Origin of the sequence: Pseudolabrys taiwanensis (assembly GCF_003367395.1) — a bacterium.
In the GTDB taxonomy this organism is placed as follows: domain Bacteria; phylum Pseudomonadota; class Alphaproteobacteria; order Rhizobiales; family Xanthobacteraceae; genus Pseudolabrys; species Pseudolabrys taiwanensis.
On sequence record NZ_CP031417.1, the window covers coordinates 5,503,052 to 5,515,903 of the forward strand.

Sequence of the window (12,852 nt, forward strand, 5' to 3'; positions counted from 1 at the left end):
GGAAGGGAGGGAGAGTTGTGTTCTCCACAGCGGGTCGAAAAGAGAAGAATGTTTGCCGGGTCGGTCCTCATGGCAGGAAATACCTTCTTATTTTCCGTAGGTTATTGCTGGTCTAGAGAACGGTCTTCTATCTAGAGGGCTCCCGGCGAGGAGTGGGAGCGCCCTATGACCGATTTTCCCCATCGCGACCCGATCGACAACGAGCTGTCGCTCGAGAGCTGGCTCATTGCGGTCGCCACCGCACTCGTTGCGCTGCTGATCGCCGCCCTGCCGTACGTGCGTTGGTGAAGGTTCATATGTCCTCCGTCATTGCCATTCCGAAGACCGCGCCTTTCTCCGCCGAGGACGTGGACCTTTTGAACCGCGTGGTCGGGCCGGCGAGCCCGATCCAGCGCGCCTGGCTCGCGGGCTTTCTTGCTGGCGTTGAGGCCGTGGCCGGCAGTGCCGGTGTTCTCACCGCCGGCGCGGAGTTTTCAGAAGCCGGTGTTGCCCAGCCTCAGCCCGCGGCGCCTGCGCGGCCGGCCGAGCCGCTTACCATCGTGTTCGCCAGCGAGAGCGGCAATTCCGAAAAGCTCGCGGGCGATCTGGCGAAGAATGCTCGCAAGCTCGGCTTCAAGCCGAATGTCGTCGACATGGCGGATCTCGAGCTCTCGACCCTGGCGTCGGCGAAGAAGTTGGTCGTCATCGCGGCGACCTGGGGCGAAGGCGAGCCTCCGGGACGCGTGACGCGCGTCTATAACGAATTGATGGGCGAGGGCGCCCCGCGTCTCGACGGTGTCGAGTTCGGCGTGCTGGCCCTCGGAGACACAGCCTATGTCGAGTTCTGCGCCGTCGGCAAGAAGATCGATGAGCGCCTCGCCGCTTTGGGCGGCAAACGCGCGGTCGATCGCGTCGACTGCGATCTCGATTTCGCCGAGCCTGCGGGAAAATGGATCGAGGGGGCGCTGAAGGCCTTGGCGCCGCCGGACGCCGGCCGTGGTCGTGTGATCGAGGTCGACTTTGCCACCAAGCCGGCGGCCGCGCCCAACACCGATATCGTCGAAGCCGAGATTACCGAACTCGTCAATCTCAACTCGTCGCGCTCCGACAAGGAGACGGTGCATCTCGCGCTGGCCTTCGACGGTCCCGCGCCGGCCTATCAGCCGGGCGACTCGCTCGATCTTTATCCCGAGAACGACCCGGCCTATGTTGACGACCTCCTCAAGGCGGCGGGTCTTTCCGACGACGCGGCATTGCGCGCCGAGCTCATCGCCTCGCGCGACGTCACGACTTTGTCGGCCAAGACCGTCGAGACGTACGCCAACGCGACCGACCACCTCTACGTCAAGAAGCTCATCGCCGATGGCGAGATGAAGGATTGGATCGCCGGGCGCCAGCTCATCGATCTCCTGACCACGTTCCCGATCGCGCTCGACGCCGACAAGCTGCGCTCGCTCACGCGTCCGCTCGCGCCGCGCGCTTACTCGATTGCCTCCTCGCGCGCCGAAGTGGGCGACGAAGCGCATCTTCTGATTTCGGCGGTGCGCTATCGCGCCTTCGGCCGTGACCGCAAGGGCGTCGCGTCGAACTACGTCGCCGAACGGCTCAAGAAAGGCGGCCGTGTTCGCGTCAAGCTGAAGCCGAACAAGCATTTCGGTCTGCCGGCGGCGGACAAGGACATCATCATGGTGGGCCCCGGCACCGGCGTTGCGCCGTTCCGTGCCTTCGTGCAGGAGCGCCGCGCGACGGCCGCCACTGGCAAGAGCTGGCTGTTCTTCGGCGACCGCCAGTTCACGCACGACTTCCTGTATCAGCTCGACTGGCAGGACGCGCTCAAGGACGGCGTGCTCACCCGCATGGACGTCGCCTTCTCGCGCGACCGGCCCGACAAGATCTACGTCCAGCACAAGATCTGGGAGCGTCGCCGCGACTTGGTCGAGTGGCTGGATAAGGGCGCGCATTTCTACGTCTGCGGCGACGCCAAGGCCATGGCCAAGGATGTCCGCGCCATGTTGGTGAACGCCTATGCCGACGTAAAGGCGATCACGCCAGAGGCCGCCGAGCAGGCAGTGGCAACGCTGGAGCGCGAAAAGCGTTACCTGACGGACGTGTACTAGAAAGGCGCCGCCTATCCGGCGTCATGCCCCGCGAAAGCGGGGCATCCAGTAATCCCCCACGTTGTGATAAATCGCTGACGGCGGTGGTTGCTGGATCGTCCGCTTTCGCGGACGATGACAGGCGAACAATTGGAACATCCCATGGCTGACGACGAACTCTCCCGCAACGAGCACATCAAGGACGCCAGCAACTTCCTGCGCGGCACGCTAGCGGAGGGACTGCAGGACGAGATTACCGGCGCGATCACCGAGGATGACCAGCAACTCGTCAAGTTCCACGGCATGTACCTGCAGGACGATCGCGACCTGCGGCCCGAGCGCACGCGCAAGAAGATGGAGAAAGCGTTCGCCTTCATGATCCGCGTGCGCATCCCGGGCGGAGTGGTGACGCCCCCGCAGTGGCTCGCACTCGACCAGGTGGCGCGCGACTATTCCAACCACACGATGCGCCTGACCACGCGTCAGACAGTACAGCTCCACGGCATCATCAAGTCGAACCTGAAGCCGACTTTGCAGGCGATAGACCATGTGGTGCTCAACACCATCGCGGCCTGCGGCGACGTCAACCGCAATGTGATGTGCAATCCCAATCCTTATCAATCGCATGCGCATGCGGCGGCGCAGGATTTGGCCAAGGCCGTCTCCGATCATCTCCTGCCGGCAACGCCGGCCTATCGCGAGATCTGGCTCGACGGCGAGAAGATCGCGGGCGGCGAGCAGGAGGTCGAGGAGCCGATCTACGGCAAGACTTACCTGCCGCGTAAGTTCAAGATCGTCGTTGCCGTGCCGCCGTCGAACGACGTCGACGTCTTCGCGCACGATCTCGGCTTCATCGCCATTCTCGACGACAAAGGCGAGGTGACGGGTTGGAACGTCACTGTCGGCGGCGGCATGGGCATGACGCACGGCGAGCCCGACACCTATCCGCGCACGGCCGATGTGATGGGCTATTGTGCAACCAAGGATGCGGTCGCGGTGGCGGAAGCTGTCGTGACCGTGCAGCGCGATTGGGGCGATCGTAAGAGCCGCAAACACGCGCGTTTGAAATACACCATCGAGGACCGCGGTCTCGATAATTTCCGCGCCGAGGTCGAGCGTCGCGCCGGCGTATTGCTGGGGCCGGCCAAGCCGTTCCAGTTCACGTCCATGGGCGACCGCTACGGCTGGAGCGAAGGCGACAACGGCCGTGCGCATCTGACGCTGTATGTGCAGGCGGGACGCGTTCAGGATCGCCCGGGTGCCATGCAGATGACGGCGCTGCGCAAGATTGCCGAGACGCATGACGGCGATTTTCGCATCACCCCGAACCAGAACCTGATCATCGCCAATGTGCCGGTCGAGCGGCAGAAGGAAATTCACTGGCTGTGCCAGGAGGCCGGTCTGCTGGCGCCGTGGTCCGGCTTGCGCCGCAATTCGATGGCCTGCGTCGCGCTGCCGACCTGCGGCCTCGCGCTGGCCGAGAGCGAACGCTACCTCCCCGATCTCTTGACCGCACTCGACGAGCGGCTGGCGGTGCACGGCCTCTCCGCCGACGACATCGTCATCCGCATGACCGGCTGCCCCAATGGCTGCGCACGACCCTACCTCGCGGAGATCGGTTTGGTCGGCAAAGGCCCGGGCCGCTACAATCTCTATCTCGGCGCGGCCTTCGACGGCTCACGGCTGTCCAAGCTCTACGCGGAGGACGTTGACCATGCCGGCATCGTCGCGACGCTCGATCCAATCTTCAAAGCCTATGCGGATACACGCGAGAAGGGCGAGCGCTTCGGCGATTTCACTATCCGCGCCGGCTTGGTCGCCAAGACCGGCAATGGCCGCGATTTCCACGCCAACGTGAAGCCGCATGCCAAGCCGGTCGCGGCGGAGTAGGACGAGCGAGGCTGCCTAAATATTCATCATCGGGTTTGGCCCGTCGATGAATAGTAAGCAAAATCAATTCCTTGGTGGGTGGCACGTCGCTTGCTGCCATTGTGCCAAAGGATGTGACAGACGAAGGTGACTGGCTGTGGCTGCTGACCGCACTCCGACCGAAGCCCGACCGGCCCGCATGGAGCCGCTTGCGCGCCTGCCTGTGTTTCTTGGGCTCGAGGACAAGCGCGCGGTGGTCGTCGGCGGCAGCGCGGCGGCCGCGTGGAAGGCCGAGTTGCTCTCGGCGGCCGGCGCGCTGGTCGATGTTTATGCGGAAATGCCGTCGGATGAGCTGCTGCTGATCGCGGGTGATCCGCCGAAAGGTGCAATCTCGATCCATCGTCGGGCATTCACCGACGAAGACTTGAAGGGCGCGGCGATCGCCATCGGCGCCTTCGACGACGACGAAGCGGCCTTCATCTTTGCCCGCAGCGCGCGGGTCGCGGGCGTGCCGGTCAATGTCATCGACAAGCCGGCGTTCTGCGACTTCTCCTTCGGCGCCATCGTCAACCGCTCGCCTCTGGTGATCGGCATCTCTACGGACGGCGCGGCGCCGGTCTTTGCGCAGGCGATCCGCGCCAAGCTCGAGGCGCTGCTGCCGCAAGGCTTCGCCGCCTGGGCCGCGGCGGCGCATCGCTGGCGAGCGGGAGTGAAAGCCTCGGGTCTGCCTTTCGCCGGCCGGCGCAAGTTCTGGCAACTGTTCACGGCGCATGCGGTCACGCATGCCGGTAGCGCGCCGTCGCAAGCCGACTTCGATCGCTTCATCGCAGAGGTGAAGGGGGTCGGGCAGGCGGTCGAGAACGGCACCGTGACATTGGTTGGTGCCGGTCCCGGCGATCCGGAGTTGCTGACGCTGCGCGCGGTGCGCGCGTTGCAGTCGGCGGATGTGATCCTGTTCGACGATCTCGTCTCGCGCGACGTGCTCGATTTCGCCCGCCGCGAGGCGCGCAAGCTGCTGGTCGGCAAGACGGGCTTCGGCCCGTCCTGCAAGCAGGACGACATCAACACGCTGATGGTCGGCTTGGCCAAGCAGGGCAAGCGCGTGGTGCGGCTCAAGGGCGGCGATCCGATGATCTTCGGACGCGCGGGCGAAGAGTTGGAAGCCTGTCAGGCGGCGGGCCTCGCCGTCGAGGTGGTGCCCGGTATCACCGCGGCGCAAGGCGCGGCGGCGAAGCTCAATCTGCCGCTCACCGATCGCGGTTATGCCCGCAAGCTGCAATACGTCACCGGCCACGCCAAGGACGGCAAACTGCCGGACGATCTCGATTGGCGTGCGCTCGCCGATCCGACCGCGACCACGGCGATCTACATGCCGACGCGCACGCTCGAACAGCTCCTCGCCAAGGCGACCGCCGAGGGCCTCGATCCGACAACGCCGGCGCTCGCCATTGCGCGCGCGACCCGGCCTGACCAAGCCGTGGTCACGGCGCCGGTCCGCGAACTCGTCGCGCGCATGCAAGCGGCGCAGTTGCCGGGGCCCGTGCTGGTGATGCTGGGTCAGATCACCGCCGCCGCAGCAGCGGCTTTGCCGGACGCAGCGGGACAGCGGCAGCGCGGCTGAGAGCGGCGCGCCGCGGCAGGACCACCGGCTTCGCTGACACCTTCGGCTTAGTGGCGGGGCGTTCCGGCCGCGTCTGCGGCACCGGCACCGTCCGTTTGACATCGGACATTGCCTCCGCCTGCGCCGGGGTGGCGGTGCGCAATGGCTGCGCCGGCATCGCCGCCGGCTGCGGAGCGGGAGCAGGCGCCGGCGCCGCGCTGGCGACCGGCGCAAACGTCTCAGGCGAATAGGCGTAGGCGTTGTACTGGTTGCTGCGGATCGGCGCGTTGAGATCCTGGATGATGCGGTCGCCCTCGCGCCGGTTCTCGTAGCTGGCGCTCCGCCCCGTGGTATTCAGCGCATAGACCGGCCTTTCCGCCGGCGCGGCGTCGCCGGCGACGACGCCACGGTCGAAATCGCGGCGGTCGTAAGCGGCGAGGCCGCGATCGGCGAACGCGGTCGAGAAATTCGGATTGAGCTTGATCGCCGCGTTCATGTCGCGCGTTGCATGCTCGTAGTCGCGCTTGTCGTATTGCGCGATGCCGCGGTTATAGAGGGCGAGCGCAAAGTTCGGCTGGATCGCCAGCGCCTGCGTGTAATCGGCGACCGCACGGTCGAAATCGCCACGGTTGCGATAGGCAAAGCCGCGGTTGTTGTAGGCGCGCGCGTTCTTTGGGTCGAGCCGGATCGCTTGGCTGAAGTCGGCGATGGCTGGGTCGAACGCGTTCTTGGCGTCGTAGGCAAGGCCGCGCGCATTGTAGGCGGCGGCGAAATTGCCGTCGAGTTTCAAGGCGGCGTCGAAGTCGCGGATGGCTGAATCGAGTTCGCGCTTCTCGACATAGGCATTGGCGCGGTTGAAATAAGCCATGGTGTAGTTGGCGTTGAGCTTGATCGCCTCGCTGAAGTCGGCAATGGCGCGGTCGACCTCGCCTTTGTTGCGATAGGCAAAGCCGCGGTTGTTGAACGCCACCGCGTTGTCCGGCGCGAGCTTGAGCGCGGCCGAGAAGTCGGCGATGGCGCGGTCGTCGTCTCCCTTCAGGCCATAGGCCGTGCCGCGGTTATGCAGCGCCGTCGCCGATTGTGGATCGAGCCGCACCGCCTGCTCGGCATCGGCCAGCGCGCGGTCAAGATCGCCCTTCATGCGGTAGGCGATGCCACGATTGTCGTAAGCGGCAGCGTTCTTGCCGTCGAGCTTGATCGCCTGGCTGAAATCGGCGGCGGCGCGGTCGAAGTCGCGCTTGTCGCGGAAGGCGAGGCCGCGCAGGAAATAGGCGTCTTCGTTGCCCGGGTCGAGGCGCACGGCGTCGCTGAAATCGGCGATGGCGCGGTCGAGATCGTTCTTCTCCGCGAGGGCCCGGCCGCGCTGGTAGAAGGCAACGGCGAGTTTCGCGTCGAGCTTCGCCGCTTCGCCGAAATCCGCAATGGCGCGGTCGATGTCGCCCTTGAGGCGGAACGCCACGCCGCGATTGTAGAACGCAAGCGCGTTGCGCGGATCGCGCTTGAGGCTCTCCGAAAAATCGGCGACGGCCCGTTCGGCGTCGCCTTTGGCGCCGTAGCTCAACGCGCGTTCGTAGAACGCCGCGACGTAATCGGGGCGCAGCTTGAGAGCGCTGTCGAAATCGGTGATGGCGCGGTCGTATTCGCGCCGCGCAGCCAAGGCGGTGGCGCGACCGAAGTAGGCGACTGTGTAGTTCGGTTTCAGGCGTAGCGCCTGGTCGAAGCTCTGGATGGCGCGGTCGAGATCGCGCTTCTCGCGATAGGCGAGACCACGGTTGTAGAACGCAATGGCGTTGCCTGCGTCGAGCTTCACCGCCTGTTCGAAATCGGCGAGGGCGCGGTCGATCTCGCTCTTGGCGGCATAAGCGACGCCGCGGTCGTTGAACGCCTGGGCGTAGCCGGGGTTGAGCTTCAGCGCCTGCGTCAGATCGGCCACGGCGCGGTCGAAATCCCGCCGGTTGGCATGGGCATTGGCGCGGTTGTTGAGCGCCGCCGAGTCCGCCGGGTTCAGCTTGAGAGCGCTGTCGTAATCGCCGATGGCGGCGGCGTAGTCGCTCTTGTCGTAGCGCGCATTGCCACGGTTGTAGAAAGCGGCGGCGTAGCTGGCGTTGAGCTTGATCGCCTGATCGTAGTCGGCGATGGCGCGGTCGATCTGGCCACGGCCGGAGGCGACGATGGCGCGGTTGTTGTAGGTTGCCGCGTATTGCGCATCGAGGGCGGCGGCCTGATTGAAGTCGGCGAGCGCGCGATCGCTCTCGCCCTTCAGGCCGTAGGCGATGCCGCGATCGTTGTACGCCATCGCGTCCTTGGCGTTGAGGCGGATGCCTTGCGTCAGGTCGGTGGCCGCCTTCTCGTAGTCGCCCTTAGCGGCGAAGGTCTTGCCGCGCGCGGTGAGAGCGGCGGCAAGCGAACCATCGAGCCGCAGCGCCTGATCGAAATCGGCAATGGCGCGATCGTAGTCGCCGCGGGCATGTTGCGCGAGGCCGCGATTGTAGAAGGCCGAGGCGTTCTTCGGATCGAGCTTGAGGGCCTGTTCGAAATCGGCGATGGCGCGGTCATAGTCCTCGCTTTCGAAGCGAGCCACGCCACGGTCGAAGTAGGCCATCGAGTCCTTTGGATTGAGCTTGACCGCTTGGTCGAAGTTGGTAATGGCGCGGCCATAGTCTCGCTTCTGGGCGAAAGCGTTGCCGCGATTGAAGTAGGCGGCGGCAAAATTGGGGTAGATCTTGATGGCGCGGTCGAAGTCGGCGAGCGCGCGATCCACCTCCTTTTTCGCGGCGAGCTGGATGCCCCGGTCGTTGTAGGCCAGCGCGAAGATCGGGCTCACTTTGATGGTGGCGGGCAGGTCGGCTTCGCGGTCATAGCCACGCTGGCCGCGCACGACCTCGCCGCGCGGAGTCGGCGCGACGGTGTAGTTAGGCACCAGCTTGGTGAGCGCTTCGAAGTCAGCGATGGCGCGGTCGACATCGCGCTTCTCGTAATAGGCCGCCGCGCGGTCGTGATAGGCGTAGACGTCCTTGGCGTCGAGTTTGATCGCCTGGCCGAGATCGGCAATGGCGCGGTCGAGATCGCCCTTGTCGAAATAGGTATTGCCGCGGTTGTAGAAGGCCGCCGCGTAGTTGGCGTTGAGCTTGATCGCAGCGCCGAAGTCGGCGATGGCCTTTTCGGTATCGCCCTTCGTCCGGTAAGCCAGGCCGCGGTTGTTCAGCGCCACCGCGTTGTTCGGCTCCAGCTTGAGCGCATGGTCGAAATCGGCGATGGCGCGCTCGGTATCGCCCTTGGCGCCATAGGCGATGGCTCGGTCGTAATAGCCGCGCACGTAAGCCGGGTTCAGCTTGATCGCCTGATTGAGGTCGGCGATGGCACGGTCATAGTCATGTTTGTCGACGTAGGCGTTGCCGCGGTTGGACAGAGCCAACGCGAAGTTCGGGTCGAGCCGAGTGGCGGTGCTGAAGTCGGCGATGGCACGATCTGTGTCGTCCTTGGCGCGGTAGGCGAGGCCGCGATTGTTGTAGGCTGTGGCGAGCTGCGCATCGAGCCGGATTGCCTGGCTGAAATCGCCAATCGCACGGTCGTAGTCGCGCATATTGCTGTAAGCGAGCCCGCGCGCATTGAAAGCCTGCGCATTGGCCGGGTTGAGCTTAAGCACCTGGTCGAGGTCCTTGACGGCCCGCTCATGCTGGCCGAGGACACCGAGTGTTTCGCCGCGGTTGAATAGTGCTTGGACATAGCCGGAGTTGATGGCAATGGCGGCGTCGAAATCGCGCACGGCGCGGTCGAGCTGGCCCTTGGCCTTGTAGGCGAGGCCGCGGCTGTTGAGCGCCACGTCGTAATGCGGATTGGCCTTGATCGCGCTGTCGTAGTCCGCAATGGCGCGGTCGTATTCGCCGCGTTGCTGGTAGATGGCCCCGCGGTTGTTGAGCGCGGCCGCGAAATCGGGATCGAGCCTGATCGCCTGATCGAGATCGGCGATGGCGCGGGCGAGATCGCCCTTGCGCTGGTAGAGCAAGGCACGGCTGTTGAAGACACCGGCATAGTGCGGATTGAACTTGATCGCCTGCTCGTAGTCGAGGAGAGCGCGGTCGACCTTGCCGCGTAGCGCGTGCGTGTTGCCGCGTTCGGTGAAGGCGGCGGCGTATTTCGGATCGAGCTTGATCGCCTGGTCGTAATTCAGGATCGCCCGGTCGTAATCGCCCTTCTGCTGATAGGCGTTGCCGCGTTCGACGTAGCCGGCGGTGAATTTAGGATCGAGCTTCAGCGCCTGGTCGAAATCGGCGATGGCGCGGTCATAGTCCCGCCGTTCGCGATAGGCCAGTGCGCGGCCGTTGGCAGCCATCACATTGCGCGGATCGAGCCGCATCGCCTGGCTCAGGTCGGCGATGGCACGGTCGTAGTCGCGGCGGGTATAGCGTGCCATGCCGCGCGTAAGATAGGCGGAGGCGAGATTGGGGTTGAGCCTGATGGCGGCTTCCAGATCCTGGAAGCCGTGCTCGTCGTCATTGACACTGAGATGGCAGGTCCCGCGCGCATTGAAGGCGTCGGCGTTCTTCGGATCGAGCGTCACCGCTTGGGAGAAATCGGCAATAGCGCGTGCGCAATCGCCCTTATCCTTGTAGGCGAGGCCGCGATTGTAATAGGCACCGGCATAGTGCGGATTGATCTTGATCGCGCGCTCAAAGTCGGCGATGGCGCGGTCGAAGTCGCGCTTTTTCAGGAATGCGTCGCCGCGGTTGCTCAGCGCAGGAGCGAACTGCGGGTCGATGCGTAGCGCTTGGTCGTAGTCGGCGATGGCGCGATCGATGTCGCCCTTGGCCTCGTAGACGCGGCCGCGCGCGTCAAAGGCCGCGGTATAATCGGGCTTGATGTTGATCGCCTGATTGAGGCCCGAGATGGCGCGGTCGTGGTCGCGCTTGTCGGCGAGCGCCTTACCGTATTCGTACCAGGCATTGGCGTTGTTGCCGTCGGCCTTGATCGACTGTTCGAAGTCGGCCAGCGCCCGGTCGAGATCGCCGCCGGCGCGGTAAGCGAGACCGCGATTGTAGTAGGCGAGCGCGTGTTTGGGGTCGAGGCGAAGGGCCTGGCTGAAATCGCCGATCGCGCGCTCGTCCTGACCCTTGCTGCGCAGGGCCAGCGCGCGGTTGTAGTAGGCCACGGCGTTTTTGCCGTCGATCTTGATCGACTGGTCGAAGTCGGCGATGGCGCGGTCGGTTTCACCGCGCGCGGCATAGGTCACGCCGCGATTGTACCAGGATAGCGCATCCTTCGGATCGAGCTTGATGGCTTGCGACAGATCGCGCAGTGCCTTGTCGTAATCGCGCTTCTCGAAATACGAGACGCCGCGGTCGTAATAAGCGAGCGCGTATTGGTCGTCGAGACGGATGGCCTGATCGTAGTTGGCGATGGCGCGGTCGTAATCGCGCTTGTCGTAATAGGCATTGCCGCGGTTGTAGTAGGCCAGCACGTAGCTCGTGTTGAGCAGGACGGCCTGGTCGTAGTCTTTGATGGCGCGGTCGGTTTCGCCGCGATCGCGGTAAGCGCGGCCGCGGTTATTGTAGGCGAGGGCATCCCGCGGATCGAGCAGGATGGCCTGGTCGAAGTCCTGGATAGCGCGATCCGACATGCCCTTCGCGGCATAGGCGATGCCGCGGTCGTTGAGCGCCAGGATGAAGTCCGGCTTGAGTTTGATGGCCTGGTCGAGATCCTGGATCGCGCGCTCATAGTCGCGCAGTTCGCGGTAGGCGAGGCCACGGGCGTGCCAAGCCACGGAGTCGGTGGCGTTGAGCTTGATGGCGCGGTCGTAATCGGGAATGGCGCGGTCGGGCTCCCCCTTGGCACGGAAAGCCATGCCGCGATTGTAGAAGGCCAGCGCGGAGTTCGGATTGAGCTTGATCGCCTGCGACAGCACATCGATCGTGCGTTCGTAGTCGCGCCGGCCGTAATAGATGTGGCTCAAGGTCTCGAAGATCGTGTAGTTGCGCTTCTCGTAGCGGACCGCGGCTTCGAGATCCTGCAGCGCGCGATCGGACTCGCCGCGGTCGCGATAGGCCATGCCGCGGTTGAAGAGCGCTTCGCCGTTCTTGCCGTCGAGCTTGATCGCCTCGCCGAAGTCGCGGATCGCGTTTTCGCTGTCGCCTTTGGCGCGGTATGCGCGGCCGCGATTGACGTAGGCGTCCGTCTTCTTCGGCTTGGTTGTGGACTTGAAATCGATGACGGCGGTGCAGGCGGCGATGCGCTGATCGGGCGCGACGTCATCCTTGCTCTCGCATTGCTTGATCTGCTCACGCGTGAGGGCGAATGCGGGCGTGGCTGCGAACGATATCAGCGTCGCAGCGGTCAGTCCGACAACGTAATGCCGCACTTCCCAGGTCATGCCGCCTCGTCGCGCCAGTTTGCGAGTGTTCGGCACCGCGCATGCGATAGCCGCTCATTGGCGAACGTGGTGGTAAGTGTGCATTTCGCGCCATGCACGTCGAGAGGTTGCCGGAGTTAACATTAACCCGCCAGCGTTGCGTTAAGCACGCTTGTTAGGAGATGCCGCGGCGATCAACCGCGCGGACAAGCAACAAAAAAGCGCCCGACGATGGACGCTTCGAAAGTCAACGTGGTGCGCGGCGTTATTGCCTGGCCATCGCCGCGGCGCGCGCAGCCGCCGCCATGTCCTCGAGCACGTAATCGGGCGGCATCACGTAAGCCAGCACCTTGTGTTTCGGATAGACCGACTGCGTCACGGTCGGACCGTGGTTGCCGGAGACGACGATCGGATTGCCTTGGCCGTCGGTGCCGCGCACGACGCCGACATGGCCGTTGTTCGGTCCCTTGCGCCACATGATGGCGATGGCGCCGACGCGCGGGCCGTCGAGCTTCTTGCCGTACTGCAGGAACGAGCGCGCGGCGCGCGACGACGTGCCCTTGGCGCCGGCCTTCTTGAACACGAAGTTCATGAAGTCGGCGCACCAAAGTTGCGTCGGCAGACCGAGTTGCTTGGCGGTGCGGCCGCGCCAACGCAGCGCTTCCAGCAGCACCATCGCGGCGCCGGGCACCTGAGCCGCGGCCTCCGCCGCGTCCGAGCGGCTGCGGGTGATGGTCTCGACCGGCTCGGTGTTGGCGAAGCGGTCGTTTTGCCGGTTGCCGGTGGCGTGCGCCGGCACGATCGCGCCGGCGATGAAAACACTCGTGATCAGGACCGCAATTGGCCGCTTCATGTCTTCGCTCCCGTCCGCTTGGCCGGACGAGATCCCCCTCATCGTAGCCGTCTCTGTCGCCGGTCGCGGGGTGCCGGCCATAGCGGCGCCCCAAGACCGTCTTTTGGGG

Annotated in this window: 6 protein-coding genes; 4 read left to right on the forward strand and 2 right to left on the reverse strand. The window is 64.8% G+C overall.

Features of this window, described 5'->3' with window-relative positions; translation table 11 throughout:
* Positions 1 to 165: 165 nt before the first annotated feature.
* From DW352_RS27545 to cysG, 4 genes are all read left to right on the forward strand, one after another.
* A complete protein-coding gene (locus DW352_RS27545) occupies positions 166 to 288 on the forward strand; it encodes a hypothetical protein (protein WP_281011364.1) in 123 nt (40 codons plus the stop codon).
* 8 nt (positions 289 to 296) lie between these two features.
* Complete coding sequence (locus DW352_RS26135) at positions 297 to 2,096, forward strand: diflavin oxidoreductase (RefSeq protein WP_115694079.1); 1,800 nt, start codon at positions 297 to 299, stop codon at positions 2,094 to 2,096.
* A gap of 114 nt (positions 2,097 to 2,210) precedes the next feature.
* Positions 2,211 to 3,965, forward strand: a complete 1,755-nt coding sequence (locus tag DW352_RS26140; protein ID WP_115694614.1) for an NADPH-dependent assimilatory sulfite reductase hemoprotein subunit — start codon at positions 2,211 to 2,213, stop codon at positions 3,963 to 3,965.
* Between the two features lie 136 nt (positions 3,966 to 4,101).
* Positions 4,102 to 5,565, forward strand: coding sequence for a siroheme synthase CysG (gene cysG / locus DW352_RS26145; RefSeq protein ID WP_245434257.1), 1,464 nt, complete (start codon positions 4,102 to 4,104; stop codon positions 5,563 to 5,565).
* Here cysG and DW352_RS26150 read toward each other — a convergent pair.
* Positions 5,507 to 11,911: a tetratricopeptide repeat protein gene (locus DW352_RS26150; RefSeq protein WP_115694081.1), complete on the reverse strand. Its 6,405-nt coding sequence runs from the start codon at positions 11,909 to 11,911 to the stop codon at positions 5,507 to 5,509. The genes cysG and DW352_RS26150 overlap by 59 nt on opposite strands.
* Positions 11,912 to 12,155: 244 nt before the next feature.
* Positions 12,156 to 12,743 (reverse strand): TIGR02594 family protein, encoded by a 588-nt coding sequence (locus tag DW352_RS26155; RefSeq protein ID WP_210209899.1) that lies wholly within the window; start codon positions 12,741 to 12,743, stop codon positions 12,156 to 12,158.
* Positions 12,744 to 12,852 lie beyond the last annotated feature (109 nt).

Bases quoted from the DNA above. Each gene is read 5' to 3' on its own strand.
- DW352_RS27545 (WP_281011364.1), top strand. From the start codon at position 166: ATGACCGATTTTCCCCATCGCGACCCGATCGACAACGAGCTGTCGCTC.
- DW352_RS26150 (WP_115694081.1), bottom strand. From the start codon at position 11,911: ATGACCTGGGAAGTGCGGCATTACGTTGTCGGACTGACCGCTGCGACG.
- DW352_RS26155 (WP_210209899.1), bottom strand. From the start codon at position 12,743: ATGAAGCGGCCAATTGCGGTCCTGATCACGAGTGTTTTCATCGCCGGC.
- DW352_RS26140 (WP_115694614.1), top strand. From the start codon at position 2,211: ATGACAGGCGAACAATTGGAACATCCCATGGCTGACGACGAACTCTCC.
- DW352_RS26135 (WP_115694079.1), top strand. From the start codon at position 297: ATGTCCTCCGTCATTGCCATTCCGAAGACCGCGCCTTTCTCCGCCGAG.